Raw genomic sequence first — 26,988 nt, forward strand, 5'->3', positions numbered from 1 at the left:
ACATTCGCCTATCGACTCAACCCGAGTCCCCGCCACTCAGGCGCGGCGATCCCCTGTCTCCGTGTTCAACAGGCACCACACGCGAAGTTGATAGACGTCATCATGGATAATCTAGGGCAAGCACATGGAACTCGCGCGATTTACCTTTGGTTAAGCGAGAATCACAGACCACAGCGTTCAGAATGTTCCACGCATCGTGTGGCGCCGCGCGTTTGAAAGCGGCATTTGATGCCTGCACTATAATGTCTGCAGCTCACCCGGCGGCGGGAACGGCGTCAACAGCTCCCAGTGGCGCGCTCCGCGACGAAGCTTGCAGCGCGCAATCGACGAAGCGCCGCGGCAGCAGCGAGGCATTGCTGGTGCGCATCGCCACCAGCATGCGGCTCTCGGCGTCCGGCGTGTCGAGCGGCCTCGCGACGACGTTGGCGACGCCTGCGTCCTGATAGCAGGACGGCAGGATCGAAAGCCCGATGCCCGCCGCAACCAGGCTCAGCACGGTTCGGAGTTCATGCGCCTCCTGCACCACGCGCGGCGCAAATCCCGCCCGCCGGCACAGCATCGCGGACTGGTCGCACACGCCGCAGCCGCCGTCGGCCATCCCGACAAACTCATGCTCCGCGAGATCAGCGACCTTCAGCTTGCCCGCTATGTCGGCCAGCGGATGGTCCAGCGGCAGGAACGCCATCAACCGGTCCCGCCAGACGACATGGACCTGGAGATCGGCTGCCGGCCTGAAATCAAGCGGCGGCCGCATGATGGCGACATCGAGCTCGGCATCGGCGATGGCCTGCAGCTGCTTCGCGGTCGACATGTGCCGCAGCTCGATCTTCACCCGCGGATAGCTGGAGCGAAAGCTGCGGAACAGCTCGGCGAACATATCGAGCATCGGGACCGAGTCGGTGAAGCCGACGCGAACCACACCAGCCTCGCCCCGCGCCGCGCGACGCACGGTCTCCGACGCGAGATCGAGCTCACTGACGGCGCGTCGCGCATGCTCCAGCAGCAATTGCCCCGCCTGGGTCAATTCCACCGCGCGGCGCGTCCGCGCCAGCAAGCGGGTGCCGAGTTCGTCTTCCATCGCCTTGATCTGCGTGCTCAGCGGCGGCTGGCTGACATGCAGGCGCTTTGCGGCGCGGCTGAAGCTGAGTTCTTCCGCCACCGCGATGAAGTAGCGAAGCTGCCTGTAATCCATCGCTTATTCCGATTCCCTATAAGTAAGGGGTCAACAAGGTATTTGACCCCACACGGCCGTTTCCCGATCTTGGCGCGAAAATACGGGGGCTCCAAGGGGAGATACGCGAATTGCGTCAGGATCCGACCAAGCGGCGCGGCGCGCGCAGCGGATCTGCCATGCAATCGCGTGACGACCGATCGGCGATCTCCCAAAGCTCCACGCTCCGGTCACCGGCGCCATCACAATATTAAGGGAGGAAATCAATGGCCGACTCGTCTCCAAGTGAACTGGAGCAGCAAACGATCCGCCGCGTCTACTGGCGGCTGATCCCAATCCTGTTCGTGATGATGTTCTTCAACTATCTCGACCGCATCAATCTCGGCTACGCCGGATTGACCATGAACAAGGACCTCGGTCTCAGCCCCGCGATCTTCGGCTTCGCGGCCAGCATCTTCTTCCTCGGTTACATGGTGCTCGAAGTCCCGAGCAATCTGATGCTGCACTGGCTCGGCGCCCGGATCTGGCTGGCGCGCATCCTGATCACCTGGGGCCTCGTCGCAACCCTCACCGCCTTCGTCTGGAATCCACTCAGCCTCTACGTCATGCGGTTCGGTCTCGGCGTGGCGGAAGCCGGCTTCATGCCGGGCGTGGTGCTCTATCTGACCTACTGGTTTCCCTCGCGCTATCGCGCCCGCGCCGTCGCCGGATACATCATCGCCGGCTCCTTCTCGGCGGTGCTCGGCGGGCCGATCTCGACCAGCGTCATGACCTGGTTCGACGGCGCCGCCGGTCTGCATGGCTGGCAATGGATGTTCATCGCCGAGGGCGTCCCGACCATTCTGCTCGGCCTCTTCACGCTCTATTATCTGACCGACCGCCCGGCCAAGGCGACCTGGCTCACCCGCGAGCAGGCCGACTGGCTGGAAGGAGAGCTCGCCGCCGAGCGGGCCGAGATCGCGCAACAGGGACAGCACAGGTTGATCGATTGCGTCCTCGACATCAGGGTCTGGCTGCTGGCGACGCTGTTCGGCTGCGCGCTGGTCGGCATCTACGGCCTGCTGCTGTGGCTGCCCCAGATCATCAAGGGCATGGGCAACCTCAGCAATATCGAGGTCGGGTTTCTGTCGGCAATCCCGCCGCTGCTCGGCGTCATCGGCACCATCGTGGTGAGCCGCAGCTCGGACCGGACAGGCGACCGGAAGTATCATCTCGCATGCGTCTATCTGCTTGCGGCCGTGGCGATGCTCGGCAGCGCTTATGTCCAGAGCCCGGCGCTCGCCTTTGTCTTCCTCTGCATCGTCGGCTTCAGCCTGAACGCCGGCAACCCGCTGTTCTGGAGCATCAATGCCTCGCTGCTGACGGGCGCCGCCGGCGCCGCGTCGATCGCGCTGGTCAATACGCTGGCGCAGTTCGGCGGCCTGATCGGCCCCTGGTGCATCGGCCTGATCAAGGACTCCACCGGCAGCTTCTCATGGGCGCTGGTCGGGATCGCCGGCTTCCTGGTCATCGCGTCCGCGATCGCCGCCACCATGCGCGTCACCCCGCGCGAGGCGGAGCTGACGGGAGCTATCCCGTCATCCGTTGCGCACTGAAGGAGAAGGCAAGATCATGATCATCGATTGTCACGGCCACTACACCACCGAGCCGCCCAAGCTGCACGCGTTCCGCGACAAGCAGCTCGCCGGCCTCGCCGACAAGTCACGCCGCCCGCTCTCGACCAATCTCGGCATCACCGACGACGAGATCCGCGACAGCGTCGAGGGCGCGCAGCTTCGCCTGCAGAAGGAACGCGGCACCGACGTCACGATCTTCTCGCCGCGCGCCGCCGGCATGGCGCATCACGTCGGCAAGGCTGCGACCAGCCTGGAATGGACCAAGATCTGCAACGACCTGGTGCATCGGGTCTGCACGCTGTTTCCCAACAACTTCGTCCCGGTCTGCCAGCTTCCGCAGAGCCCCGGCGTGCAGCCGACCAACTGCATCGAGGAGCTTGAGCGATGCGTCAACGAGCTCGGCTTCGTCGGCTGCAACCTCAATCCGGATCCGGCCGGCGGCTACTGGTGCGATCCGCCGCTGACCGATGAATGGTGGTTTCCACTCTATGAGAAGATGGTCGAGCTCGACGTGCCGGCGATGGTCCATGTCAGCTCGTCCTGCAACCCCTGCTTCCACGGCACAGGCGCGCATTACCTCAACGGCGACACCACGGCCTTCATGCAGTTCCTGACCTCGGACCTGTTCAAGCGCTTCCCGACCCTGCGATTCATCATCCCGCATGGCGGCGGCGCGGTGCCCTATCACTGGGGCCGCTACCGGGGCCTGGCGCAGGACATGAAGCTGCCGCCGCCGTCGGAGCATCTGTTGAAAAACGTGTTCTTCGATACCTGCGTCTATCATCGTCCGGGCATCGAGCTGTTGACGAAGGTGATCCCGATCGAGAACATCCTGTTTGCGTCCGAGATGGTCGGCGCGGTCCGCGGCATCGATCCGGAGACCGGGCACCACTTCGATGACACCCGCCGCTACATCGATGCGCTGCCGAGCCTGAGCGCGGAGGACAAGGCCAAGATCTATGAAGGCAACGCCCGCCGTGTCTATCCTCGCCTGAATGCCCATCTCGAACGTCGCGCGCATTGAAGAATGACGAGATTGGATTCGATTGGAGCGGCATCGGAGATTCACCTCTCCCTTGGGAGAGGTCGGCGCGCAGCGCTGGGTGAGGGGTTGCGCCCTATCAAGGGAGCAAGACCCTCACCCGGATTGCTTCGCAATCCGACCTCTCCCCAGCGCGGAGAGGTGAGCCGAGATCGCGGCGAGCTTATCCAACCAGAACTCATCCATCATCACGCCCGAAAACAGACCGGAGAACATCGATGGCCATAGGATTTGCTATTCACAAGGCGAAGCGAAAGGTGTCGCCCGACCTGGTCGCGCGCTTCCGCACCCTGCCGGTCGCCAATATCAGCGATGTGATGTCGCGGATCGCGGGCACCAACCGGCTGCGGCCGATGCATGCCGGCGGCTGGCTCGGCGGCCCGGCGCTGACCGTCAAGACCAGGCCCGGCGACAATCTGATGGTCCACAAGGCCATCGACCTTGCCCGGCCGGGCGACGTGATCGTCGTCGATGCCGGCGGCGTGCTGGTCAACGCGATCATCGGCGAGATCATGTCGACGCTGGCCGAGAAGAAGGGCGTCGCCGGCTTCGTGATCGACGGCTCGATCCGCGATGCCGGGGCCATCCGCGCGGGATCGTTCCCGGTGTTTGCCGCGGGCGTCGCGCATCGCGGCCCCTACAAGGACGGCCCGGGCGAGATCAATTGCGCCATCTCGATCGACGGCATGATCGTCGAGCCTGGCGACCTCATCGTGGCCGACGATGATGGCGTGCTCTGCGTGCCCTATGACGAGGCCGAAGCCATCTGCAAGCAGACCGAGGCCAAGAAGGCGAGCGAGGAAAAGGCCATCCAGCAGATTCTGGCCGGCACCAGCGACCGTCGCTGGGTCGACGAGGCGCTGCAGCGGCTCGGCTGCGAGTACAAGGACTGAGCACCTGCACCCTCTTCGAGACCAGCGCTTTGCCGGGCTACGCCAGCGTCCCGCCGTCGACCGGCATCGCGATGCCGGTGACGAACGACGCCCTGTCGGACAAGAGGAACACCGCGACCTCCCCGATCTGCTCGGGACGGGCCGCGCGGCCCATCGGATTGCGGGTGACCGCAGCCTTGATCAGCTCCTCGGGATCGGCCGCCGCAGCGGTGACGAGCGCGATCTTGCCCTGCATGTCCATGCGTTGATCCCAAATTGTGCTGGAAGGTGCTAGCGGCCGCCAAAGAGAACCGGCGACTGGCCGGGCAGCAGCGGCGAGTTGATGTCGCTGTCCATGCGCTCCGCCTGCGGCTGCACGTAATCGACCCCGAGCGACAGGCTGAGGTTCGACGTCGGGCGAAACTCGAGACCGGCACGCGCAGCATAGCCGGCGTTGGTGCCCGACGCGGTGCTGAACGGCGCAATCGGGCCGCCGATGCCGGGCGCGTTGTATTTCAGGGTGTCGAAGCCGGCGTAGAACGTGACGGGCGATCCATCGACGTCCTTGAAGTTGTAGCCGAACCGGGAGCCCTGGTAATCGAACGAGCCGAACGCTCCGGCCTGGTTGAGACCGCTCAACCCGAAGCGTCCGGCTTCGCTGCCGACAAACCAGCCTTCCGGACGATTGCCGTTCAGATAGGCGGAGCCGCCTTCGCCAAAGCTCGGGAAGTTCCCATAGGTATCCGCCTTCTGGCCGTCGGCGAGACTGGCTCCGAAGCCGAATAGCGAGCCCGGGGTCCAATAGGGCACCGGGCCGGTCTGGGCGTCAGCCGCGCGGCCGCTGAAACACAGCGCCGCCACTACGATTGCGAGACCGCATTTGCCTGAGAAGATGGGCATTCCAATACCGTCAAAACCCCCGCAAAACTATACGCTCGGGACACCCGGAATGCTAGCGGGATGGCTTCGGCGCGCGCGCCCCGGCACGGCCTCCGGTGACGCGCGCTCGGGTAGCTTGACCCTGCAAATCGTAAACGGGCCCGAGCGCGGCAGATTGTTCTTGAAGGCGACTTCCCACAAATGGGAATCGGCGATGTAGAGATAGCCCTGACTGATCGCAAAGCCGTCGGCCCACGACAGTTTTCCGGGATCGCGAACGAAGACCTTGGTCGCGAGCGTATGGCTCGGCGTTCTGGTGATGGCGACGACGCTGCCATGCTCCAGATCGCCCGCATAAAGCGGGCCGTGCCTGTCCATGATCAGGCCGCCGCTCAAGACCGAGGTGCCGAGATATTCGACCTTCTTGGCAGGCTCGGTGTCGGACAGCGTGTCGTCACGCAAGGCCGCGGTGGGCACGCGCCAACCGGCGCGGATTTCGTAATGCGGGTTGCTGTCAATTGGCCTGGGGCAACAACACGCGGCAATGTAACGATGCGTCGACGTGCGTAGGTCGATCTGGTTGGCGAAAGCAACGCACCGGGTGCACAAGGGGGTTACCACCCGGTGCGTTGCCAACTGACCAGCCACAATGCGCTGAGAACGCTTGGTCAGTGTTCGATTTTGCTCTACTGCGCGGGCGCGGCCGGCGTCAAAGCCGTGGACACGGAACCGAAGACAGTGCTCAGCTGGGTGCCGACACCCTTGACGGCCGTGATGATCACAACCGCGATACCCGCCGCGATCAAACCGTATTCGATGGCGGTAGCCCCGGATTCGTCCTTAAAGAACTCAACGCAAATAGCCTTCATCGCTGTACCCTTTTACTGTTTCTTGAAACGATGGGACTATCCGCGTCCCACAACCTGGGGTAGCGCGGCAAAGCCTAACGTAATTTGAATCGGCGATATGTAGATTTGCGGGACAATCGAATGAAATCAAATATCGAATTGTCGTCAAAGCTGCCCGGCCGGATTGCATGAGGATGCCGTACGGGCGCTCCCCGTGGTCGAGCCCTACGGAAAAAGGCTTCGAGAACAATGCCTTACGGCCCGGGCTTTCGAGGGCTGAGAGGGTGGTTGCGGCGTTCGAAGGGGCCTGATGCCGTGCGTCATTTCAGCCGGACGATAGCGATGCGGCGGCCCGCCGCGCGACAACTTGACGCTGTCGATTTAACCTTGCTCGCGTATTCGGATACTGGATGCATCGCGGCGGCGATTCAACCTCAGGGAAGACGCGTAGCGGGCAAGCGCTCCTGGCGCGACATGGGCGATGCAACGCACACGATCTCACATTGCGTCGCCAGAAAGGATGTGCCGCCGACCAACGTCCGCCGCACGGTCTTGGAATTTGGAGATCAGCGCACGACGCGTCGCCTTCACGGCACGCGTACTCAACTACGAGTTCGAGTGTGTCGTCACCGCGGAGCGTTACCGCGAATTTAGCAACCTATCACTGGAATTAATGCTCCCGACAGGACACGGTAATGCGGCGACGATACGTTTCTGCCCAGCCATATGAGGCAACCACTCCTGGGAGAAACAGCATGCCAGACGACAACAACTTCGACGACAACAACAAACTGCGTCACAGGATCTTGCCGGCCCGGCGTCTTACGCTGCTCGGCTCCGTTGCGATGATCGGCGCCGCCCTCGCCGTCGCAGGGCCGTTGGGACACGGCCGATTTGTCGAACGAGCGTTTGCAGCCGCACCGACGTCACAGACGCAAGGTCCTGCGGGCTTCGCCGACCTGGTCGCGAAGGTCAAGCCCGCCGTCATTTCGGTGCGCGTGAAGCTGGACGAAGGGAGCGATGCAAGTGGTCCCGACGCGGAGAACCTGCCCCCGTCCCTGAAAGGCACGCCCTTCGAGAAATTCTTCCGCCAGTTCGGCTTCGACGGTACCCCCGGCGGCAAGCTGGAGCGCCATGAGATCATCACCGGCGTCGGCTCCGGCTTCTTCATTTCCGCCGATGGTTATGCCGTGACCAACAATCACGTCGTCGATCATGCCAAGTCGGTTCAGGTCACGACCGACGACGGCACCATCTACACCGCGAAGGTGATCGGCACCGATCCGAAGACCGATCTTGCGCTCATCAAGGTCGACGGCAAGAAGGACTTTACTTACGTCAATCTCGAAAGCCAGGTTCCTCGCGTCGGCGACTGGGTCGTGGCGGTCGGTAATCCCTATGGCCTTGGCGGCACCGTGACGGCCGGCATCATCTCGGCCGAGGGACGCGATATCGGCGCTGGCCCCTACGACAACTACATCCAGATCGACGCGCCCATCAACAAGGGCAACTCCGGCGGGCCGACCTTCGACACCAATGGCAACGTCATCGGCGTCAACACCGCGATCTATTCGCCGTCCGGCGGTTCGGTCGGCATCGGCTTCGATGTGCCGGCACCCACGGTGAAGATGATCGTCGCCCAGCTCAAGGAGCACGGCTCCGTGACGCGCGGCTGGCTCGGCGTACAGGTGCAGCCGGTCACGAAGGGCATCGCCGAAAGCCTCGGCCTGAAACAGGCCCAGGGCGCGCTGGTCGACGAAGCTCAGCCGGACACGCCGGCCGCACAGGCCGGCCTCCGGCCCGGCGACGTGATCACGTCGGTCAACGGCAACGCGGTCAAGGACTCGCGGACGCTCGCGCGAGAGATTTCGGCGATGGCGCCCGGCAGTTCGGCAAAGCTCGACATCCTGCGCAAGGGCGAGACGCAGACGGTGACGGTGACCCTCGCCAAGATGCCGAACGACACCCGGAAGGTTGCGCGGGCGGATGAGTCCGACCAAGGGTCGTCGAAAGACATTCCTCATCTCGGTCTGTCGGTTGCTCCGGCAGGCGACGTCGGGGGTGCCGGCGACAAGGGCGTCGTGGTCATGGCGGTCGATCCGGACGGTCCGGCAGCCGAGCACGGCCTGCAGTCCGGCGATGTCATCCTTTCGGTCGGAGGCAAGAGCGTCGGTTCCGCAGCCGACCTTCGCAACGCACTCTCGGAAGCGAAGTCCGACGGCAAGCATGATGTCCTGATGCGCGTGAAGACGTCGGACAATACCCACTTCGTCGCCATGCCGATCGGTTAGGCATGACGGCCGGCCTGCCGTCGCGTATCCTCCAAGCGCGACGGCAGGGCTCGATGACCGAGGCTTCGATCAAATTTCGGTGCCAGCACCGGACCGGCTATCGGAAAGCCCCGAATGGCCCGAATATGCCAATCGACATCTGCTGCGTCGCCGCGGTTTCCGCGGCACGCTCGCGTCTTAAGCGCATTCACCGGACGAGCAAGCAATGAAGACATCCCATTTCCGCGCCATCGCAATCGCCTGTGCGGCGTCGGCCGCCGTCGTCGGTCTGGGTCTGGCACCCCGCGTTCTTGCTGGCCCTTCAACGACCGACCTCGGACTTCTCTCGGGCGTGATGCAGCTCGTGCAGCAGGACTATGTGCATCCGGTCGACTCGAGCCAGCTCACCGATGCCGCCCTGAAGGGAATGCTGTCCCGCCTCGATCCGCACTCCTCCTACATGACCGAGCCGGAATTCCGCGAGTCGAAGGAGGACATCAACGGCAAGTTCGGCGGCATCGGCCTCAAGATCACGGATCGTAACGGAGTACCGACCGTTCTCTCCCCGATCGACGACACGCCGGGTGCCCGTGCCGGCTTGCAGCCGGGCGATGCGATCGTTTCGGTCGACGGCCAGAGCACGCGTGGCGCGGATCTGATGGAGGTGATCAGGAAGATTCGCGGAACACCGGGAACGGTCATCAGGTTAACGATCCTGCGCGACGGCAAGCCGCCCTTCGACGTGCCCCTCACCCGGCAAGTCATCGAAATCCACAGCGTCAAGTCGAAGCTCGAAGCGAATGACATGGGATATCTGCGGATCAGCGAGTTCGGCAAGGAGACGCCAAACGAACTCCGGCAAGCGATCTCGAGCCTGCAGCACGAAGCCAACGGCAAGCTGGCGGGCGTCGTCCTCGACCTGCGAAACGACCCCGGCGGCCTGCTCGCATCCGCCGTCGACGTTTCCAGCGATTTCCTGAACGGCGGGATGGTCGTCTCGATCCGTGGGCGCAACGGCAATGACGATCAATCGTTCACGGCTCCCGCGACGGGTGCGTTGCTGCCGGACACCCCCATGGTGGTTCTCGTCAACGGCGCCTCCGCGTCGGCGTCCGAGATCGTTGCCGGCGCATTGCAGGATCGCCACCGCGCGACCGTGATGGGAACTCAGAGCTTCGGCAAGGGATCCGTTCAGACCATCATCCCGATCAAGGGCCACGGCGCCTTGCGGCTGACGACTGCGCTGTACTATACCCCGTCGGGCCGCTCCATTCAGGGCGACGGCATCACGCCCGACATCGTCGTCCAGGCGGCGAAGGACGAACAGGTCGCAAACTCCCTGGTTTGGCGCGAAGCCCAGCTCCACGGCGCGTTTGCCAATCCCGGAACGCTCCCGAAATCCGACGCGACGCCGGGCGCCAAGGGTGCGTCCCCCGAAACGGCTTCACCGCCGATCAAGGAAGACCTGATCGGAAGCGATCGGGACAGCCAACTCAAGGCAGCGCTGAACTTTCTCGAACGCCTGCCGGCAGCGAATCCGGCGATCATCCGCACGAGTGCACCGGGATGATGCCCCTGTAGCACCCAGGATGTGGCGTGCATGCTTTAGAACGGGTCCCACGCCATGACCAAAGAGCAGCCAACCACTCAGTCCGGACCAGAGAAGCTGACGATGGCGGGCGAATTGTCCGCATTGATCCGCGAGTCCTGGCGCGCGCTGGTCGGTTGGGCGTGCCTGATCGGTGCGTCGCTGATCGGATTCGGGCTCACCGAAGGTACATCGTATCATCACCTCGCGACGGGCATCCTGCTGACGTCGTCGACGCTCTTCATCCTCATGGCGTTGTTTGAGGGTGTTTGGCGGCTGTTGGTCGATCACGGGTCCTGAGCTCGCATCGTCTTTCCACGTTCGTCTTATCTGTCGCACGACGCCGATCAGACGAGCGTTCTCCGGACGCCGAAACGATTGCGCCCTCCGTCTCGAGTGCTGCGATCTGCTTGTCGTCGAAGCCGTGCTCGGCCAGCACCTCGCGCGTATGCTCGCCATAGATGGTGGCGCCGGACTGCACCTTGCCCGGCGTCTCCAAGAATTTGACGGGAAGACCGATCGTCCTCACGGGACCGAGCGTGGAATGCTGGACCTCGACGACCATCTCGCGTGCCAGCGTCTGCGGGCCGCCGAGCGCCTCCAGCATGTCGTGCACGGGTCCGCACGGCACGCCCTTGTCGTCGAGCGCCGCGAGCCAATGCGAGCGCGGCCCGGTGCGGAAGCGTTCGCTCAAGACAGCCTCGAGCTCCTTCAGATGTGCCATGCGGTCGGCGCCGGTCGCGAAGCGCGGATCGGCGGCAAGCTCGGTGGCATCGAGCGCCTCCAGCATCAGGAGCCAATGCTTCTTGTTGGCGCCGCCGACCGCGAGCCAGCCGTCGGATGCCTCAAAGGCCTGATAGGGCGCGTTGAGCGGATGCGCCGAGCCCATCGCGCGCGGTGCGGTGCCCGCGGCAAGTGCGATCGTCGATTGCCCCACTGGTCTGGGTGTCGGTACCCTCTGTCTCCCAAGATGATGCTTGGTCTGATCGCCAGGCTCGGCTTCCCCACGGAGACGTTCATCGCCGGGCCTCCACCGGGGCATCGCCGGAATACCGGCCCCTACGGTTTGATGGGTCGTCCCGTTGGAGGTGTCGGCGTAGGGTGTGTCCCTCATCACAAAAAAATAACGGGAGGCCCAATGTCGACAATTGACCAGCCCGCCCAAGGGCGCGCCGCGGACATCCTCGCTCGCCTGGACCGACTCCCGGGCACGCGACATGTCTGGATGATGGTCACGCTGCTCTCGCTCGGCGGCATGTTCGAGCTCTATGATCTGTTCATGACCGCTTATGTCGTTCCCGGCCTCCTGAAGGCGGGAATGCTCAAGGACGTGTCCGTCAGCATATTCGCGGGTCCGGCGTTGTTCGTGGCGGCGACCTTCACGGGCCTGTTCATCGGCACCTGTGCGTTCGGCTATGCCGCCGACAAATACGGACGTCGCACCGTCTTCACCTATTCGATGCTGTGGTACAGCGCGGCGACATTCGTGATGGCCTTCCAGAATACGGGTCTCGGCGTCAGCCTGTGGCGGCTGATCGCCGGCATCGGCATCGGCGTGGAGCTGGTCACGATCGACACCTACGTGTCCGAACTCGTGCCCAAATCGATGCGCGGCCGCGCCTTCGCCTTCAATCAGGGCGTCATGTTCTCGGTTGTGCCGATCGTGGCATTCGTCGCCTACATGCTGGTGCCGATCAGCCCGTTCGGCGTGGACGGCTGGCGCTGGGTGGTCCTGATCGGCTCGACCGGCGCGCTGGTTGTCTGGTTCATCCGCCGCTCGGTCCCGGAGAGCCCGCGCTGGCTGATCAATCAGGGACGGCTCGACGAGGCCGATGCGGTCACGACCGGGATCGAGGCGAAAGTCCGAAGTGACCTCAAGGGCGCGGCGCTGGCGACGCCGGGAAGCCATGCCGTGGAGAAGGTCGAGCGCCAGGGCCGCTTGGCCGAGATCTTCGCACCAAGCTATCGCAGCCGCACCTTCATGCTGATGATCTTCCAGTTCTTCCAGACCTTCGGCTTCTACGGCTTCGCCGCCTGGGTGCCGACGCTGATCGCGCAACAGACCGGCATCAATGTCGGCAAGAGCCTGCTCTATTCATTCATCATCGCGATCGCCAACCCGTTCGGCCCAATGTTGGCCATGAGCTTCGCCGACAAGTTCGAGCGAAAGTGGCAGTTGGTCGCCGCGGCCTGCTGCATCGGCATCTTCGGAATGCTGTTCTCGTATCAGAGCACCATGCCGCTGTTGATCCTGTTCGGTGTGCTGATCACGCTTTCGAACAACATCCTGTCCTACTCGTTCCACAACTATCAGGCCGAGCTGTTCCCGGCCCGGATACGGGCGCGCGCGGTCGGGTTCACCTACTCGCTGAGCCGACTCAGCGCGATCTTTGCGAGCTTCATCATCGGCTTCTTCCTGCAGACCGCGGGCACCAAGGGCGTGTTCGGATTGATCGCGGGCGCCATGCTCATCGTGGTCGTCGCCATTGCAGGATGGGGCCCGCGCACGCTCGATCGCGAGCTTGAGGAGATCTCGGGATGACGTAGACGAGCAGGCACCGCAGTCTCGCGTGGCTTCGAGGTCTCCAGCAACCTCAACCTAGCGACGCCCGGCTTTGGGCTACGTCCACCTCTGACCCAAGGCCGGCGTCGTGAGCAGACGTTTACTCGTCTGCAGCCGGCCGCTATGTTCGAGCATGTCCCCGGCCCGCTCCGTGCTCCTGGATCTCGACGGAACACTCGTTGATTCGCAGCCGGGCATCATCGCGAGCTGCTCGGCCGCCCTGCGTGCGCTCGGACATGATCCTGGCGATGCGCTCGAGATCAAGCGCGCGATCGGGCCGCCGCTCGAAGAGATTTTGCATGTCCTGCTGCAGCCACGCGGAGATGATCGGCTCGACGAAGCCGTGGCGGCCTATCGTCAGCACTACGGCGAAAGCGGCCTGCTCGGAAGCAAGCCTTACCCTGGAATCCGCGATGCGCTCCGCGACATGCGGCGAGCCGGATTGCGGCTCTATCTGGCTACGTCGAAGCGCGAAGTCTTTGCCCGGCGCATCCTGGAGAACCTGGAATTAGCAAGATACTTCGACGGCATCTACGGCTCGGTGCCGGGCGGCAGACTGGATCATAAGCCCGAGTTGCTCGCCCATATCCTGTCTGAACGGGATATCTGTGCCTCGCACAGCCTCATGGTCGGCGATCGCCGGCATGACATCGTCGGCGCCCACGCGGTCAAGATGCGCGGTCTTGGCGTGCTTTGGGGATATGGGAGCCGAGATGAGCTCGAAGCGGCCGGCGCAGACCAATTGGTGGAACGGACGGCCGATCTCGCCCGCATGGTTCTGTCGATGCTCCGGTCTGCGCATGGCCCATAAGAGGCATTCGCGGACAGAGCAACACGCGTGAATTGAGCTAGCGCGACCACCTGCGAGCCGGGCTTCCGGTCCGGCGTTACAGCGGTGGGAATGTTGCAGAAATCAGCCTCGGCCTCGTGAACAGTGGCGGCTTTTCGAGGTGCCGATCTCGGTATCCTACGTTGCGTAGAAGGCAATACAACCCGGAACTATACGCGGGGACAACGCGTTTTCGCGAGGTTGGGGGTAAATCAAGCCAAGAAAGGAATGCTCATGCGGATCTCTACCGCATCCGTCATCGTTGCGGCGCTCTCCCTCGGAGCGCCGGCTTGGGGGCAGGCGCAAGGAACCCAACCCAAGGCGCCACCACAGTCTCAGTCTGAGGAGTCCAACGTCATCCGGAGCATACAGGTCGTCAACATCAAGGACCTCGAGCCCGAAGTGCGCTCAAAGGTCGAGAATGTCGTAGCAAAGGCAAGCGAAGACGATCTGCGAAGGCTTCAGCAATCCGTCGAAGCGTCGCCGGAGGCCGTATCGGCGCTTAAGGCGAAGGGCGTCAGTTCGTCACAAGTTGTCGCGGTCAATCTCACCAACGGCATCCTGACGCTCTTCGCCAAAACGGCCTGAAGAAGACAGCCTGAGGAAATACAGCCTGAAGGCACTCGGACTCAACAAAACGGCCCGCCGGCTTGCACCCGGCGGGTCCCAACGTTCTGTCCCCGCTCCATGGCGGGTCCTCTCCGCATCGCCGCACGTTCGTAAAGCGTGCGAAGCCGCATCAATCCCCTAGATTTGCCGGATCGACGATCCCAGTTGGGACCGCACCGGCCGGCCGCGCGTTGCGAGGCCGACCTCGAGGGCCTGGTTTCAAGGCGTCGCAATCGGCCCTGCCGGGCGGGTCGGTCTCCTGGGAACTGGATCAAGGTGGAAAACCGGGGGTATCATGCCCCCGAGCGAGTGAAGAAAGCCCTCGACAAATGGCAGGAGAACTGATGTGAAGCCACTTGGAGCGCTGATGCTTGCGCTAAGCGCGCTTTGGATGACAAGGCCGGCAGCTGCACAAATGTACGATCCACGCTACCCGGTCTGTATGCATGTTTACGGTTCGCTGATCGGTGAGCGAATGGACTGCATCTTCACTTCGTTCAATCAGTGCCACACCTCCGCCATGGGCATTCCCGCAACCTGCCTGCTTAATCCCTATTACGCTGCAAGATCGTTGCCCCCTCGCAGGTTCGAAAGATAATCCTTGCGGCTCGCGTTTCGCGAGCATGCGGTTGAGCCTCACGACTGCGCCGGACCCGCAGTCCCTGATGTGACGATGTTTGGCTCACTAAGTCGTCCCGGCGAACCGCCCCTTCTCCGCACCCGCAGAGACCGTGAGCTGATGCGTGATGGGCCTTGAGCTCGCCCATGAGGCAGCCGAGCAGGCCGCGGCCGGCGACCTCCGTTGCCGCCGGGCTTCTCGCGCATTCCGTCATGGATTTCCGCCGCCTCCGCGTCGACATCTCATCGAAAATCAGCCATCTCGTACAACGGCCGGATTTCGATCTCGCTCGGTCCCGGCATGGGATTGGGGCAGCGCTTCACCCAGGCGACCGCCTCGTCCATGTCCTTGACCTCCCAGAGCCAGAAGCCGGCGACCAGCTCGCGCGTCGCGGCGAAAGGCCCATCGATGACGGTGCGGCTGGTGCCGTCGAACGCGATACGCCTGCCGTGGGAGGAGGGCTTGAGGCCGTCAGCGGCGCGCATGATGCCGGCATTGACCAGCTCCTCATTATATCTGCCCATCGCCTCGAACATCTCGGTCGTGGGCAGGATCCCCTTTTCGCTGTCCTCGGTCGCCTTCACGAGAACCATGACACGCATCGTCTGTCTCCTTGCTTGAGCCCCGTCTCATCGGAGGGACATCGGAACGACGAACGGAGTTTTGGCGGACCGACATCGCCCTGCAAATATTTTGGCGGGCTGAGACGGAGGTGCTCCGCATCTTGTCCATCGCATTGACATTGGCATGTCCGCTCGCGCCGCTGCTCGGAGCCGACAGCACATGATCGCGCAACGCACTGCGCATCGCGCAATCCGGCGGACGATGCGGCGCGATGTCTTACCCGACGTCTTACCCGACATTCCACGCTCTCGATGAACACGTGTTCACGAGCGTTACGAAATAGTCATGGAGGGGCGTGTTGAATGGCCTTGCCCGTTCGCCTACGTTTTTCTTGAACAGGAGGGACTTTCCATGAAAAGGTCGCAGCTTCTCTTGGACAACGCAGTGATCTGTTCCAAGCTTGCCAAGCGTTCAACCGATAAGCAGACGAAAGCTCTCTTCAAGCGCATGGAAGAATCCTGGAGGGCTCTGGCGCGCGAGCAGGACTGGCTCGATGGCGAGATCGCTCCGATCGAGGCATATCGGCTTGGCCGCCCGGCCGGCGTCAGGCGGCCCCATGCGGCGTGAGGCCGCTAGCCGAGGTCGATCGTGCCTGGCGCGACGATCACATCGGCAGCTGCGGCGCAATACGACCTGGTCACGTCGATTCATGTGACGCGGCAAGCTCTGCAAGGTCGATCTCGAACACCGCGGTAGGCGCGCTTCGCTCTTGGGCACCTTCGGGAGGGCACTCTCGGAGGCGCACCGCGAGGAGTCGGCGGTTGTTGCCGACCGCAACCTGTGACACCATTTAGATAACGAGTTGTCATGACCTCTGGATTCGATGCCGCGCCGGAAATATGCTTGGGAAAAGCTGTCTGATGAGCAGTTGCTCGAGCAACGCCTCAGTCGTTTGAGGGTTGCGGTCGAAGGTACTTGGCTCGAGGATTGTCTCGGCACTCTGTATGAAGAGCTCGAAGGGCGCGGCATCCGGCTGCGGCCACACGCGTGGATATCGAGCGAATGGTTCAGCCCGGCAAATGTGCCCGGCATTGCCATCCCATTCTATCTCGCCCATCCCCGCCTGATGAAACTCGAGAAGAAAATGATGCTCGACGTCGAGGGCGGCACCTGGTCCGAGTGCATGGCCATTCTCCGTCATGAGGCCGGCCATGCCGTGCAGCACGGCTACCAGCTGCAACGCCGGAGACGCTGGCAGCAGTTGTTCGGCCCGTCCTCGAAACACTATCCGCGCTACTACCAGCCCAATCCGGCCAGCCGGCGTTATGTCCAGCATCTTCGGCGCTGGTACGCGCAGAGCCATCCGGACGAGGATTTCGCCGAGACCTTCGCGGTGTGGCTGCGGCCGCGCTCGAACTGGCGGACACGGTATGCCGGTTGGCCGGCGCTGAAGAAGCTCGAATATGTCGACGAGCTGATGGGCGAGATTGCAGGGAAGCGGCCGCTGCTCACGACGCGAGAGCGGGTCGATCCGCTGCATGAGCTCAGCCAAACGCTCGGCGAGCACTATAGAAAGAAGCAGGCGTTCTACGCCTTCAACCCACCGAAGACTTACGACCGCGACCTTTCCCGGCTGTTTTCCGCCGACCAACGGCATCGACGGGGACGACCGGCTTCGGTCTTCATCAGGCGGCACCGTGCCCAAATCAGGCAGCTGGTCGCGCGGTGGACCGGCGAAAACCAATTGACGCTCGACGCTGTGCTTGACGACATGATCTCGCGCTGCCGCGAGCTCGATCTGCGTGCCGTCGGCCCTGAACAGAAGCTCGTGATCAACTTCACCATCCTTTTGACCGCCAAGACCATGCACGCGCTGTTCGGCCCGTCGCGGCGCAAATGGATCGCGCTATGAGACGCCTTCGCATTCTCGTGCTCATGCATCCGGACTTCGTGCCTCCGGACTCCACCGACGGATACACCGCGCAGCAAATCAATGCGTGGAAAACGGAATACGACGTCGTGAGTACCTTGCGCGCGGTCGGCCATGAGGTTCGCCCGCTCGGCGTGCAGGAAGAAATCAAGCCGGTGCGCGACGAGATCGACGGCTTCAAGCCGCATGTGGTATTCACGTTGCTGGAGGAGTTCCGCTATGAGGTCGTGTACGACCAGCATATCGCAAGCTTTCTCGAGCTGATGCAGATCCCGTATACCGGGTGTAACCCGCGCGGCCTGATCCTGGCGCGCGGCAAGGATCTGTCCAAGACGTTGGTGCACCATCGCCGGATCGCGGTGCCGGCCTTCGCCGTGTTCCCGATGCGCCGCAAGGTCAAGCGACCGCCGCGTCTTGCGCTGCCGCTCATCGTCAAGAGCCTGAACCTGGATGGATCGTTTGGTATCTCGCAGGCATCCATCGTCGATACCGACGAGAAGCTCGCAGAGCGGGTCGCCTTCATCCACGAGCGGGTCGGAACTGCCGCCATCGCCGAGCAGTATATCGAGGGACGCGAGCTCTATGTCGGCGTGCTCGGCAACAACCGGCTGCGAGTTCTGCCGGTTTGGGAGCTGAAATTCGGCAGCATGGGCGGCCACGGGGCACGGCGCATCGCCACCGAGAAAGTCAAACATGATCCCAACTATCAGGAACGCGTCGGAATTGAAGATGGGCCGGCCAAGAACCTAACGCCGGAACTATCCGCCCATATTCAGCGACTGGCGAAACGCATCTACCGAACACTGGGGCTCGATGGATACGCGCGCATCGACTTTCGCCTCTCTGCCGACGGCATTCCGTATTTCATTGAGGCGAATCCCAATCCCGAAATCGCGAAGAGCCAGGAGTTCGCGACAGCGGCTCGCCATGACGGATTGGACTACCCGGATCTGCTGCAGCGCATTCTGGCCCTCGGAATCAGCCGTGCAAAGGCAGGCGTATCTCTTGGCTGAAATGCAACGCGAGACGAGCAAGCACGGCGGGAGGTGCGTGCTCGGAAGTTGATTGATGAGCTGCTCCGACAGCATTGCATCGGATGGCGGCGCCGTTTATTTCACGCGACACCAGCAATACGCCTTCCGGCCGATCGCGGATGGTTTCATGAACCGTCGGCGGGCTCATCGGGTCGGAGCGAACACCGCTCGGCTCCGTCCTCACTGGCAGCTTTTGACGCGAAGGTGAATTGTCATCGTCTCTCACTAGAGCGAGATGAGTTATGATCGAATCGGTTCGGCCACAGACGCGGTTCACCTCTCCCCGGCGGGGAGAGGTCGATTTGCGTAGCAAATCGGGTGAGGGGCGCGGCTTTAACGGGAGACCCTACCCCCCTCACCCGGCGCTACGCGCCGACCTCTCCCAAGGGAGAGGTGAACCTCCGTTGCCGCTCCAGTTCGACCTAATCTCATCACGCGCTAACGCCCGGGCTTGAATTGAGTGGTCCTCACGGAAAGCCGCCGTAGGAACTCTCGAGGCTGTTCGCGGTTTTTACACGTCCGTCGGCCGTCCTCTTTCGACCGAAGGAGGCCAAGATGTACATTTCAGGTGAAGGTCTCATCGTCATCTTGCTGGCTGGCCTCGTTGCAGGTTGGTTAGCGGGCAAGATTGTTGCGGGCGGAGGCTTTGGTCTGATCGGTGACGTTGCCGTTGGAATTGTCGGCGCTCTCATCGGCACCTGGCTGTTGCCCCGCTTGGGGATCCATATCGGCAGTGGCTTCGTCAGCACCGTCGTTGTCGCGACTATCGGCGCCATTGTGCTCTTGCTGATCATCGGACTGCTTGGCGGGAAGTTTCCGCGACGACGATGGGGCCTTTCGTGGCGACGCTGGCGACTATGAGGCGATCAGAGTAACTCAGAAGGGGCGCGCACCGATGTGGCAAGAGACTTGTCAATCCATGCCACGATTGCGTGCTTCGAAGTCCTAAGGTGGTCCTTTGCGACTGTTGCGTCTCCCAGCGACATGTCCGAAGTGGGGGCAGGCTGCCGACCCGAAGCCGCCATCCTGCGGCCGGGAGATCTAGCGAACGTTTGTCCCCTGCTTGATATCGTGGATCGGCGGCTTGTGCCTGCTGCGGATTTTCCCAAGTTCCAGGGAACTTGAATGCCCGATCACATCGGTTTGAGAAGCGGCGCGCGGAACATCCGCCGGTCCTCCGCGCTTGCCTCGGTCACAAATCACGAAAAAGGGAGCGTCCAATGACGAGACTGAAGACTGCAACTCTTGCCGTCCTCGGCACCGCGGCCATCGTCGGCTCCGTGCTCGCGAGCCCAGCGATGGCCGAGGGTACAACCGCCAAGAGTACAATGACCAAGGGTGCGAAGTACACTCAGGCCCAGACCAAGGGATCTCAAACTCGCGCCGAAGGCCAGCGTCACGTTCAGCGTCACGCGACCTACCGCAGCCAGCGGATTCGTAACGCCAATGCCGCTTTGCCGAGCGGGAGAGTGTATCGCAGGCCTGCCGGGCCCGGTGAGGTGGCGGGCAATGTCGTGGGCGGCGCTGTCGCGACCGCGGGGGCGATCGCAACTGCCCCCTTCCGAGCCTTCGACAACCGCTATTACAGCTACGACAATAGCTACTCCAATTACTATGGCTACGGCTATGGCGGCCGCGACTGGAAGACTTACGCCGCCCACAACAGCCTTGCCTGCACGCCCGGCACGACATTCAAGGGGTCAGACGGCCGGCAACATCCCTGCCAGTAATCCCTTTCGACAAGACAAGGAAAAAGGCGGCCCGAGCGGCCGCCTTTTTTGTGGGGCGCGCGCTGGCTGCGACACTTCGCTCGCAACTGTGATTGTCAAGGCCGGCACCACGATCACCGGATCGCTCGATGATCTCCTGCACCGTCAGACCAAATTCGAGCTGGTGATCAACGTGAGTCTGAGAAGCATTCGGGCTCACCGTGCCGTGCTGCTTACTCGCCAGCGCCAAGGCTGCGAGAACTCATGGACCGGCTCTCCGAGCTGAATTGTGATGCTCCATCGCTGGTGCCCACGACAGCAGAATTAGCGAGACCGCCGGTAGAAGCAACCTGGCTCTTGGCTCAGCCACGAGTCGAGCGGCCCGAGTTCGACGACGTAGTTTTCGATCTGGCCAGCCGCGGTATCGCTCAGCTCCGTCGTCATCGACAGCCTTTGACCCAACTCAGACATCACCCCTCCGGCACCCCGGCCAGACGCATGCCCTCACATAACCGCTCCAGCGCAGCAAGGTACGTCGGATTGTCGCTTGATGCGCCAAGGCGGAAGCGACGTATGGTAAAGCCTGGATCGAGCGTAAGTCCCGCCTTTGCAGCAGTTCGCGCCTCATCCAGCGCACCAAGCAAGCCCAAGGCAGCGGCCAAGTGAAAATGAGTGAGAGGAAAATTGCGGTTGGCTTCGATACTTCGTCGAAACCAAGAAACGGCTTCGGCTTCCGCACCGAGCTGTATCTTGGCCCTGCCGAGACAATGCATCACCAGTTGGCGAAGGTGTCGCGAGGGGAGAGACGGAGAGCTTCAAGTATATGACCTTCGGTCTCGGCGGCGCGACCCGTTAAGAATTTGGCCAAACCACGAGCGGCATGAGCATCGGCGGCATTGGGATTGGGCACTAATGCTTGTTCGCATTCGGCAATTCCTTGGGCCGCGCGGTTGGTGAACATATAGACGCAACCCAAGATAAAGTGGGCCAGGGCGTCATCCGGGGCCAAGGAAAGCGCCTTAATCGCATTTGTTTCGGCTGCCGAAAAGCGCGCGCTCCGGTCGTCGGTTAGCAGGGCAGCTCCCAACATCATATCGAGGCTTGCGATGCCGGCCAGCGCTCCCACACTTCGAGGATCGATAGTCAAGGCACGTTCGAAAAAGCCACGCGCCCGGGTCAGGTGCTCGGGGCTCGTCCCCTTGTTCAAGCACGCATTACCTTGAAAATTCAGGTTCGTTACATCGGGATCCAGCGAGCGCCCCGCTCGTCGTGCCTCAGCCTCAGTGAGTTGGGTATTCAGTGCGCTAGCAAGCCGCGCGACGATTTCGTCTTGCATATCGAACAGATCGGCAACGGGTTTGTCGAAGCGCTCGGCCCAAAGGTGATTGCCAGTTTCGGCATCCACAAGCTGCACGTTCACCCGCAATCGGTTGCCGCTACGCTGCACAGAGCCCTCGAGCACGTAGCGGATGTTCAAGTCGCGCCCGATCTTCTTGAGGTCGACGGCCTTACCCTTGTAGGTGAATGCAGTGTGCCTGCCGATCACGAATGAGCCTGGGATGCGCGACAAGTCGGTGGTCAGGGTCTCGGTTACACCATCCACAAAGTAGTCTTGCTCGGGATCACCGCTGAGATTGGCGAAGGGCAGCACGATGATGGAAAGGCGAGGGTTGAACGTGAGCCCGGCCGTGCGCAGTCGACGTGCGCGGCTGGGTGGCGTTTTCCCGGACTACGGCATAAGCCAAGACTGGGCGAGGAATGTTTTTGAAGTTCTGCTCGCCCAGATCGGCGAACTCAACGCCGATATTGCCCCGGACGTGTGGCCTTGGCGCCGTGCTTGGCGAGATCAAGCCGCCGGCGGCGGCGCTGTCTCAGTTCTCGAAGACCGGCCTCACCGACATCAGCGATATCGTCCCCTCGATCCGCCTCCTGGTCTCGGAGGCTGGTGGATGACCGGCCAGACCACCCTCGTCAACGGCGGCTACACCATGAAGTGAGGCCGGATGCTCGCGTCGTTCCTGGAGCAGCCGGCGCGTCGGGTGCGCACGCGTCCGATCATGGCATGCTCCGGAATGACGCGAGGACGCGGGCACTCGCCCCTTGGCATTGATTTGCCCGACGGCGCAAGGCCTCGCATCGAAAATATTTCTGTTTTTCAGCAACACAACTCAGTCTATGATCCGCCCGTCTCACCCGATCGAGGGGCGCTTCGCGATCGTCACAGGTGTTGCGGTGAGATGCGGTGGACGCTGAGCGTGTGACTGACGAGCACCCGCAAGGCGGACGGTGAAGTCGTGTGGTCTTGACGCCCCAGTGGCAGGTGTCTCGTCGCAAGGCGCGGAACGCGTCTTTGCGAAGACGGTGACAAAAAAGCCAAGTCTCGCCGGAGAGAGCACGAAGTAAGCTGTAACCCATCGCGCAGGGAAAGCCGGGATTGCTCCGGTTTCACCTGTGGTCCTACCCCCGGTGCTTTTTTGTTGCACCGGGCCCATGGGTGCGATCGGCACCCGGCTTTCCCTGCGCCCTCTGATCTTCAGGGGGGCGACGAGATGCAAGACTCGGGCAAATCATGTCGCGAGAATGCGGACTCGCATCCTCTCAGTCGTCATGGCCCGCCACCGGGTCGCGCCGTCGGCGCGCCCGATGACAGGCTCCTGCGGGCCATCCAGTACGCCGCGGCCTCTCCCTTCAAGCACCGGCGTCTCTGGAATACTGGATCACCCGCATGCGCGGGTGATGACACCGCGCTGTTTGATAGGTGAATCGAGAACCAACCCCCACGGCGTCCTGGCTTTCGCCAGCACAAACGCTAACAACTCCGTCGCGATCGCTGACAGGACAACAGTGGCCCGTTCGTAGCCGCGACATTGCGCCGCCGAGCTCGTTGCGGCGCAACAATCAAAATGAGACTGCCCGTCAAGCCATCGCCAAGCGCGATCGCCGGCGTCAGGAACGCCGCTTCGCCCTCTTCCGCTCGCGGCGCGGCTGCTCGAGCCGGACTATCGTCAGTGATCGTTGCAGCTCGTTGAGATAATGGGCAAGCGCGACGCGGTCGTCGAACTTGAAGCCGCTGACGGCCTGATCGTAGAACTGGAAAATGCGCTCGCGCAGCTCGGCCCAGAAGACGAAACCCTCCCGCGTCAGCTTGACCAGGCGCGTCCGCTTGTCGCCTGGATCGGTCACGCGTTCGAGCAGACCGTCGCGTTCGAGGCGCTTGAGCACACCATCGAGGTTTTGCCGGCTGACGACGAGAAAGTCGGCCAGCGTACCCACCGACATGCCGTAGGTCGGCCGCGGATCGGACAGCGCGCCGAGCACGGCCCATTGCACTGTCGTGACGCCGAGCTCCTTCACCGCCTGCTTCTGCAGCGTGTTGGCGACCTGAAACAGGCGGAAGAAGATCCGGTTGTTGAGATGATCGGCGACGCGCTCGGGCTTTCCCGACAGATCGACACCGGGCGCTTCGGCGGAGATCGCCGCCGGGTCGCCGACGGCCTTTCGCGAATGCCTGACGGAAGCCATGGATTGCCCGTCTCCGAGGTTGAAGTTCTAGATGTCAGGTCACGAAAGAGCAGGGGACGCGGCGCGACGCAACAACGCCCGGCCGTCCACCCGCCTCCGACGCGGCTTTTCGTAGCTTAGGTGGCGATGCTGCATCTCGTTCCCTTATCCGTTCATGGTCAGGCCGCCGGACACGCTGATGACCTGCCCGGTCATGAAGTCGGCGTCGTCGCTCGACAGGAAGGCGATCAGGCCCGGAATATCGTCGGGCTGTCCGAGGCGCTTGAGCGGAATCGCCCGCTTCAATCCGTCATAGATCTTCTGGCCGTACTCGCCTTCGCCGACGAAGGACCGCAGCAGGGCAGTGTCGGTCGGCCCCGGGCAGACGACGTTGACCCTGACATTGTCGCGCGCGCATTCCCGCGCGATGGTCTTCGAGAATGCGATCAGGCCGCCCTTGCAGGCCGAATAGACCGCCTCTCCCGACGAGCCAACCCGGCCCGCATCGGAGGCGACGTTGACGACCTTGCCGCCGCCGGCCGCGATGAGGTGGGGAAGCGCCGCCTTGTGGAGATTCAGCGGACCGCGCAGGTTGATCGCAATGATCTTGTCCCACAAGTCCGGCTCGGTCTGCAGGAACGGCTTGGCGACGTCCCAGCCGGCATTGTTGACAAGGATGTCGAGCTTGCCGAACTTGGCAACCCCGCGCTCGACGGCGTCCTTGACCCCGGCGTAGTCAGCGATGTCGACGGCCGCGCACAGCAGGCGCTGATCGTCCGCACCGAGACCATCGGCCAATTGCTTCAGCGCATCGGCGTTGACGTCGAGCGCGATGATCTTGACCTCCTCGTCGAGGAATCTGCGGCAAATGGCCCGACCGATGCCGCCGGCTGCGCCAGTGACGATGGCAACGCGGTTCTTCAAACCTCTCATGGTGCTGCTCCGTTCAATGCGCTGTGGGCTCGGTCGCGAAGCTTGAACTTCCGGACCTTGTTCCCTCGTCCCGATCGATTCGTTGCTCCCCGCGATCTCCGCCGCGGTTGTCAGATGCGATTGCCGAGGATCGCGCCTTCATAGATCGCGCGCTTGGCGTCGAGCCCGCCGGCCAGGCGGGCGCCGCCGATGACATGGACGATCTGGCCGTTCGCCGCGATCTCGTCGGCGATGCCACGATCGGATTCCTGCCCGGCGCAGACCACGATCGTGTCGGCCGGCAGCACCTCGACGCGATCCGGTAGCGCAATGTGCAGGCCTTCGCCTTCGATCTTCAAATAGCGCGCCTCGGCGATCTGGCGGACCTTGAGGTCCTTCAATTCCTGCCGCAGAATCCAGCCCGTGCTTTTACCGAGCGTGCGGCCGAACGCACCGGGCGAGCGCTTGACCATCGTGATCTGGCGCCGCACCGGATGATGCGTCGGCGTGCCGTTGATGCCCCACCGCGCAAAGAACTCGTCACGCGTCTGCCGGCGGCCATTGATCTCCATCGCAAGGAACAGCGCGACGTCGTGACCGATGCCACCGCCGCCGATCACGATCACCCGATCGCCCGCCTTGACCGTGCCGTCGAGCACTTCAGTGTATCCGACGACCCTGGGATCGTCGCCACCGGGAATATCGATCAGGCGCGGCGACACGCCGGTCGAGACGATGACCTCACCAAACCTCTCGCGCTTGAGCGCCTCCGGATCGACGGCTGTGCCGGTCCTGATCTCGACACCAGCCTCGTTCAGTTGTGCCTCGTAGCTGTCAAGCGACAGGCCGTAATCTTCCTTGCCGGGGATACTCGCCGCCAGCGCGAACTGGCCGCCGATCCGGGGCGCCGCTTCGAACAGCGTGACGTGATGGCCGCGGCGTGCGGCCTCGAGGGCGGCCGCCATGCCGGCGACTCCAGCGCCGATAATGGCCACGCGCTTGACCACCGCGGCGGGCGCGTCGGTGAATTCGGTCTCGCGCGCCGCGCGCGGATTGACCAGGCAGGTGATCACCTGGTCGGTGAAGTAGTGATCGAGGCAGGCCTGGTTGCAGGCGATGCAGACATTGACGAGGTCGGGCCGGCCGCGGCCGACCTTGTTGACGAACTCGGCGTCGGCCAAAAGCGGCCGCGCCATCGAGACCAAGTCCGCCGAGCCATCGGCGACGATGCGGGCCGCGTCGTCGGGCAGATTGATGCGGTTGCTCGCGGTGACCGGGATCCCGACGACGTCTTTCAGACGGCGGGTCGATTCGATGAAGGCGGCGTGCGGCACCGGACCTGCGATGGTCGGCACCGCGGCCTCGTGCCAGCCGATGCCAGTCGACAGGCAGTCGGCGCCGGCTTTTTCGGCTTCCTTCGCCAGCCAGATCGTCTCATCCCGCGTCAGGCCGCCCTCGACGAGCTCGAGCGCCGAGATGCGATAGGAGAGGATCGCATCACCGATCGCGGCGCGGACCGCCCTGATCACAGCGAGCGGAAAGCGCGCGCGGTTCTCCAGCGCGCCGCCCCACGCATCGGTCCGATGATTAGTGCGCGGCGCGAGGAACTCGCTGATCAGGTAGCCCTCCGAGCCCATGATCTCGACGCCATCATAGCCGGCCTCGATCGCAAGACGCGCGGTCACGGCATAATTGCGGATCGTCTCCTCGATCTGTTCGGAGGAGAGTTCGCCGGGTACGTCGCGATTGATCGGGGACTTGATCGGCGAAGGAGCGACAATGGCCGGATGATAGCCGTAACGGCCGGCATGCAGGATCTGCAGCAGGATGCGGCCGCCGGCAGCGTGGACCGGCTCGACAATTTTCCTGTGATCCGGAACCTGGTCGGGCCGCTCGAACGTGCCGGGCTCGTTCTTCATCCGGCCGGCGAAGTTCGGCGCAAAGCCGCCGGTGACGATCAGGCCGGCGCCGCCCTTGGCGCGCTCCGCATAGAAGCGGCCCAATTCATCGAACCGCTCTGGATGACATTCGAGCCCGGTGTGCATCGAGCCCATGACGATCCGGCTCTTCAACATCGCCGAGCCGACCCGGATCGGATCGAGAAGAACGGACTGAGCGTCGGCCATGCTGAGCTCCCTGGATGCGTCGCCAGCCTATTTAGCGCGGCGAAATATGTCAATATGTTTGTATATTGCGTACGCTTATCGCGATTTATCGCGCGCTTCAACTACGTTTCATTCAAACAGCAATCACAAGTAAAGCAATATGTTGTCATTAGTCAGCCATTCTGCCGTACACCCTCCTGCCCGTTGCAGAGAATCCCGGTCACATCGACGGCCGTTGCGAAGACACACCGATCGCTCAAGACTGACATTCAGCCGCAGGTGGTTGCGGCTGGCGCCGGCTTTTGGGATCGTGCAGTGCGCGCTGGC

At 62.9% G+C, this 26,988-nt stretch carries 27 protein-coding genes and 1 pseudogene; 16 read left to right on the forward strand and 12 right to left on the reverse strand.

Annotated elements, in window-relative coordinates; genetic code table 11:
* Window positions 1-253: 253 nt before the first annotated feature.
* Entirely contained in the window at window positions 254-1,192 is a 939-nt protein-coding gene (locus MTX23_RS30110; protein WP_280973747.1) for a LysR substrate-binding domain-containing protein, read from the reverse strand.
* Window positions 1,193-1,437: 245 nt separating this feature from the next.
* On the opposite strand from MTX23_RS30110, the gene MTX23_RS30115 reads away from it, so the two are divergent.
* From MTX23_RS30115 to MTX23_RS30125, 3 genes are all read left to right on the forward strand, one after another.
* Window positions 1,438-2,766, forward strand: a complete 1,329-nt coding sequence (locus MTX23_RS30115; RefSeq protein ID WP_280973748.1) for an MFS transporter — start codon at window positions 1,438-1,440, stop codon at window positions 2,764-2,766.
* A 16-nt stretch (window positions 2,767-2,782) separates the two neighbouring features.
* Complete coding sequence (locus MTX23_RS30120; RefSeq protein ID WP_280973749.1) at window positions 2,783-3,811, forward strand: amidohydrolase family protein; 1,029 nt, start codon at window positions 2,783-2,785, stop codon at window positions 3,809-3,811.
* 236 nt (window positions 3,812-4,047) lie between these two features.
* Window positions 4,048-4,722, forward strand: a complete 675-nt coding sequence (locus MTX23_RS30125; protein ID WP_280973750.1) for an RraA family protein — start codon at window positions 4,048-4,050, stop codon at window positions 4,720-4,722.
* 37 nt (window positions 4,723-4,759) lie between these two features.
* Here MTX23_RS30125 and MTX23_RS30130 read toward each other — a convergent pair whose 3' ends face one another.
* The 4 genes from MTX23_RS30130 to MTX23_RS30145 form a co-directional block, all read right to left on the reverse strand.
* A complete protein-coding gene (locus tag MTX23_RS30130) occupies window positions 4,760-4,963 on the reverse strand; it encodes an SDR family oxidoreductase (RefSeq protein WP_280973751.1) in 204 nt (67 codons plus the stop codon).
* Between the two features lie 29 nt (window positions 4,964-4,992).
* The gene (locus MTX23_RS30135; RefSeq protein ID WP_280973752.1) at window positions 4,993-5,601 is read right to left on the reverse strand and encodes a hypothetical protein; all 609 of its coding nucleotides are present in this window, start codon (window positions 5,599-5,601) and stop codon (window positions 4,993-4,995) included.
* Window positions 5,602-5,628: 27 nt separating this feature from the next.
* Window positions 5,629-6,057 carry a hypothetical protein gene (locus MTX23_RS30140; RefSeq protein WP_280973753.1) on the reverse strand — a complete coding sequence of 143 codons (429 nt, stop codon included), beginning with the start codon at window positions 6,055-6,057 and terminating at the stop codon, window positions 5,629-5,631.
* Between the two features lie 209 nt (window positions 6,058-6,266).
* A complete protein-coding gene (locus tag MTX23_RS30145; protein ID WP_280973754.1) occupies window positions 6,267-6,449 on the reverse strand; it encodes a Flp family type IVb pilin in 183 nt (60 codons plus the stop codon).
* 734 nt (window positions 6,450-7,183) lie between these two features.
* On the opposite strand from MTX23_RS30145, the gene MTX23_RS30150 reads away from it, so the two are divergent.
* The 3 genes from MTX23_RS30150 (at window position 7,184) to MTX23_RS30160 (ending at window position 10,586) form a co-directional block, all read left to right on the forward strand.
* Window positions 7,184-8,719: a Do family serine endopeptidase gene (locus MTX23_RS30150; protein WP_280973755.1), complete on the forward strand. Its 1,536-nt coding sequence runs from the start codon at window positions 7,184-7,186 to the stop codon at window positions 8,717-8,719.
* A 205-nt stretch (window positions 8,720-8,924) separates the two neighbouring features.
* Window positions 8,925-10,268, forward strand: a complete 1,344-nt coding sequence (locus MTX23_RS30155; RefSeq protein WP_280973756.1) for a S41 family peptidase — start codon at window positions 8,925-8,927, stop codon at window positions 10,266-10,268.
* 54 nt (window positions 10,269-10,322) lie between these two features.
* Entirely contained in the window at window positions 10,323-10,586 is a 264-nt protein-coding gene (locus MTX23_RS30160) for a hypothetical protein (RefSeq protein ID WP_280973757.1), read from the forward strand.
* On the opposite strand, the gene MTX23_RS30165 is transcribed toward MTX23_RS30160, so the two are convergent.
* Window positions 10,534-11,223, reverse strand: coding sequence for a CoA transferase (locus MTX23_RS30165; protein WP_280973758.1), 690 nt, complete (start codon window positions 11,221-11,223; stop codon window positions 10,534-10,536). The genes MTX23_RS30160 and MTX23_RS30165 overlap by 53 nt on opposite strands.
* A gap of 201 nt (window positions 11,224-11,424) precedes the next feature.
* Between MTX23_RS30165 and MTX23_RS30170 the strand changes: the two genes are divergently transcribed.
* The 4 genes from MTX23_RS30170 to MTX23_RS30185 all read left to right on the forward strand — a co-directional run bounded on the left by MTX23_RS30170 (window position 11,425) and on the right by MTX23_RS30185 (window position 14,885).
* On the forward strand, window positions 11,425-12,828 hold the full coding sequence (locus MTX23_RS30170) for an MFS transporter (RefSeq protein WP_280973759.1): 1,404 nt from the start codon (window positions 11,425-11,427) through the stop codon (window positions 12,826-12,828).
* Window positions 12,829-12,982: 154 nt separating this feature from the next.
* Complete coding sequence (locus MTX23_RS30175; protein ID WP_280973760.1) at window positions 12,983-13,660, forward strand: HAD hydrolase-like protein; 678 nt, start codon at window positions 12,983-12,985, stop codon at window positions 13,658-13,660.
* A gap of 252 nt (window positions 13,661-13,912) precedes the next feature.
* On the forward strand, window positions 13,913-14,266 hold the full coding sequence (locus MTX23_RS30180) for a hypothetical protein (protein WP_280973761.1): 354 nt from the start codon (window positions 13,913-13,915) through the stop codon (window positions 14,264-14,266).
* A 436-nt stretch (window positions 14,267-14,702) separates the two neighbouring features.
* A complete protein-coding gene (locus MTX23_RS30185; RefSeq protein WP_348637584.1) occupies window positions 14,703-14,885 on the forward strand; it encodes a DUF3551 domain-containing protein in 183 nt (60 codons plus the stop codon).
* A gap of 263 nt (window positions 14,886-15,148) precedes the next feature.
* On the opposite strand, the gene MTX23_RS30190 is transcribed toward MTX23_RS30185, so the two are convergent.
* Window positions 15,149-15,508: a YciI family protein gene (locus MTX23_RS30190; protein ID WP_280973762.1), complete on the reverse strand. Its 360-nt coding sequence runs from the start codon at window positions 15,506-15,508 to the stop codon at window positions 15,149-15,151.
* 307 nt (window positions 15,509-15,815) lie between these two features.
* Here MTX23_RS30190 and MTX23_RS30195 point away from each other — a divergent pair, with 307 nt between their 5' ends.
* The 5 genes from MTX23_RS30195 to MTX23_RS30215 all read left to right on the forward strand — a co-directional run bounded on the left by MTX23_RS30195 (window position 15,816) and on the right by MTX23_RS30215 (window position 20,164).
* On the forward strand, window positions 15,816-16,097 hold the full coding sequence (locus MTX23_RS30195; RefSeq protein WP_280973763.1) for a hypothetical protein: 282 nt from the start codon (window positions 15,816-15,818) through the stop codon (window positions 16,095-16,097).
* 301 nt (window positions 16,098-16,398) lie between these two features.
* Entirely contained in the window at window positions 16,399-17,382 is a 984-nt protein-coding gene (locus MTX23_RS30200; protein WP_280973764.1) for a putative zinc-binding metallopeptidase, read from the forward strand.
* Window positions 17,379-18,413 (forward strand): ATP-grasp domain-containing protein, encoded by a 1,035-nt coding sequence (locus MTX23_RS30205; RefSeq protein ID WP_348637533.1) that lies wholly within the window; start codon window positions 17,379-17,381, stop codon window positions 18,411-18,413. The genes MTX23_RS30200 and MTX23_RS30205 overlap by 4 nt, the downstream gene beginning before the upstream one ends.
* Before the next feature lie 576 nt (window positions 18,414-18,989).
* On the forward strand, window positions 18,990-19,295 hold the full coding sequence (locus MTX23_RS30210; protein WP_280973766.1) for a GlsB/YeaQ/YmgE family stress response membrane protein: 306 nt from the start codon (window positions 18,990-18,992) through the stop codon (window positions 19,293-19,295).
* A gap of 359 nt (window positions 19,296-19,654) precedes the next feature.
* On the forward strand, window positions 19,655-20,164 hold the full coding sequence (locus MTX23_RS30215) for a hypothetical protein (protein ID WP_280973767.1): 510 nt from the start codon (window positions 19,655-19,657) through the stop codon (window positions 20,162-20,164).
* A gap of 449 nt (window positions 20,165-20,613) precedes the next feature.
* Here MTX23_RS30215 and MTX23_RS36485 read toward each other — a convergent pair whose 3' ends face one another.
* Together MTX23_RS36485 and MTX23_RS30220 are read right to left on the reverse strand one after the other, a co-directional pair.
* Window positions 20,614-20,916: a hypothetical protein gene (locus MTX23_RS36485; protein WP_348637534.1), complete on the reverse strand. Its 303-nt coding sequence runs from the start codon at window positions 20,914-20,916 to the stop codon at window positions 20,614-20,616.
* On the reverse strand, window positions 20,916-21,794 hold the full coding sequence (locus MTX23_RS30220) for a hypothetical protein (protein WP_348637535.1): 879 nt from the start codon (window positions 21,792-21,794) through the stop codon (window positions 20,916-20,918). Before MTX23_RS30220 ends, MTX23_RS36485 begins: the two co-directional genes overlap by 1 nt.
* A 206-nt stretch (window positions 21,795-22,000) precedes the next feature.
* On the opposite strand from MTX23_RS30220, the pseudogene MTX23_RS30225 reads away from it, so the two are divergent.
* A pseudogene (locus tag MTX23_RS30225) lies at window positions 22,001-22,140 on the forward strand (short-chain dehydrogenase); the annotation flags it as partial.
* A gap of 949 nt (window positions 22,141-23,089) precedes the next feature.
* Here the strand turns inward: MTX23_RS30225 and MTX23_RS30230 are convergent.
* The 3 genes from MTX23_RS30230 to MTX23_RS30240 form a co-directional block, all read right to left on the reverse strand.
* On the reverse strand, window positions 23,090-23,665 hold the full coding sequence (locus tag MTX23_RS30230; RefSeq protein WP_280973768.1) for a MarR family transcriptional regulator: 576 nt from the start codon (window positions 23,663-23,665) through the stop codon (window positions 23,090-23,092).
* Between the two features lie 144 nt (window positions 23,666-23,809).
* Window positions 23,810-24,577 (reverse strand): glucose 1-dehydrogenase, encoded by a 768-nt coding sequence (locus MTX23_RS30235; protein ID WP_280973769.1) that lies wholly within the window; start codon window positions 24,575-24,577, stop codon window positions 23,810-23,812.
* Window positions 24,578-24,687: 110 nt separating this feature from the next.
* Window positions 24,688-26,682 carry an NADPH-dependent 2,4-dienoyl-CoA reductase gene (locus MTX23_RS30240; protein ID WP_280973770.1) on the reverse strand — a complete coding sequence of 665 codons (1,995 nt, stop codon included), beginning with the start codon at window positions 26,680-26,682 and terminating at the stop codon, window positions 24,688-24,690.
* Window positions 26,683-26,988: the final 306 nt, after the last annotated feature.

The organism is Bradyrhizobium sp. ISRA436, assembly GCF_029910015.1.
Lineage (GTDB): Bacteria > Pseudomonadota > Alphaproteobacteria > Rhizobiales > Xanthobacteraceae > Bradyrhizobium.

Coding starts and splice junctions, on each gene's coding strand:
- MTX23_RS30170 (WP_280973759.1), top strand. CDS start 11,425: ATGTCGACAATTGACCAGCCCGCCCAAGGGCGCGCCGCGGACATCCTC.
- MTX23_RS30115 (WP_280973748.1), top strand. CDS start 1,438: ATGGCCGACTCGTCTCCAAGTGAACTGGAGCAGCAAACGATCCGCCGC.
- MTX23_RS30175 (WP_280973760.1), top strand. CDS start 12,983: ATGTCCCCGGCCCGCTCCGTGCTCCTGGATCTCGACGGAACACTCGTT.
- MTX23_RS30215 (WP_280973767.1), top strand. CDS start 19,655: ATGACGAGACTGAAGACTGCAACTCTTGCCGTCCTCGGCACCGCGGCC.
- MTX23_RS30190 (WP_280973762.1), bottom strand. CDS start 15,508: ATGCGTGTCATGGTTCTCGTGAAGGCGACCGAGGACAGCGAAAAGGGG.
- MTX23_RS30195 (WP_280973763.1), top strand. CDS start 15,816: ATGGAGGGGCGTGTTGAATGGCCTTGCCCGTTCGCCTACGTTTTTCTT.
- MTX23_RS30130 (WP_280973751.1), bottom strand. CDS start 4,963: ATGGACATGCAGGGCAAGATCGCGCTCGTCACCGCTGCGGCGGCCGAT.
- MTX23_RS30120 (WP_280973749.1), top strand. CDS start 2,783: ATGATCATCGATTGTCACGGCCACTACACCACCGAGCCGCCCAAGCTG.
- MTX23_RS30125 (WP_280973750.1), top strand. CDS start 4,048: ATGGCCATAGGATTTGCTATTCACAAGGCGAAGCGAAAGGTGTCGCCC.
- MTX23_RS30210 (WP_280973766.1), top strand. CDS start 18,990: ATGTACATTTCAGGTGAAGGTCTCATCGTCATCTTGCTGGCTGGCCTC.
- MTX23_RS36485 (WP_348637534.1), bottom strand. CDS start 20,916: ATGCATTGTCTCGGCAGGGCCAAGATACAGCTCGGTGCGGAAGCCGAA.
- MTX23_RS30150 (WP_280973755.1), top strand. CDS start 7,184: ATGCCAGACGACAACAACTTCGACGACAACAACAAACTGCGTCACAGG.
- MTX23_RS30155 (WP_280973756.1), top strand. CDS start 8,925: ATGAAGACATCCCATTTCCGCGCCATCGCAATCGCCTGTGCGGCGTCG.
- MTX23_RS30230 (WP_280973768.1), bottom strand. CDS start 23,665: ATGGCTTCCGTCAGGCATTCGCGAAAGGCCGTCGGCGACCCGGCGGCG.
- MTX23_RS30240 (WP_280973770.1), bottom strand. CDS start 26,682: ATGGCCGACGCTCAGTCCGTTCTTCTCGATCCGATCCGGGTCGGCTCG.
- MTX23_RS30180 (WP_280973761.1), top strand. CDS start 13,913: ATGCGGATCTCTACCGCATCCGTCATCGTTGCGGCGCTCTCCCTCGGA.
- MTX23_RS30160 (WP_280973757.1), top strand. CDS start 10,323: ATGACCAAAGAGCAGCCAACCACTCAGTCCGGACCAGAGAAGCTGACG.
- MTX23_RS30185 (WP_348637584.1), top strand. CDS start 14,703: ATGTACGATCCACGCTACCCGGTCTGTATGCATGTTTACGGTTCGCTG.
- MTX23_RS30135 (WP_280973752.1), bottom strand. CDS start 5,601: ATGCCCATCTTCTCAGGCAAATGCGGTCTCGCAATCGTAGTGGCGGCG.
- MTX23_RS30145 (WP_280973754.1), bottom strand. CDS start 6,449: ATGAAGGCTATTTGCGTTGAGTTCTTTAAGGACGAATCCGGGGCTACC.
- MTX23_RS30235 (WP_280973769.1), bottom strand. CDS start 24,577: ATGAGAGGTTTGAAGAACCGCGTTGCCATCGTCACTGGCGCAGCCGGC.
- MTX23_RS30110 (WP_280973747.1), bottom strand. CDS start 1,192: ATGGATTACAGGCAGCTTCGCTACTTCATCGCGGTGGCGGAAGAACTC.
- MTX23_RS30205 (WP_348637533.1), top strand. CDS start 17,379: ATGAGACGCCTTCGCATTCTCGTGCTCATGCATCCGGACTTCGTGCCT.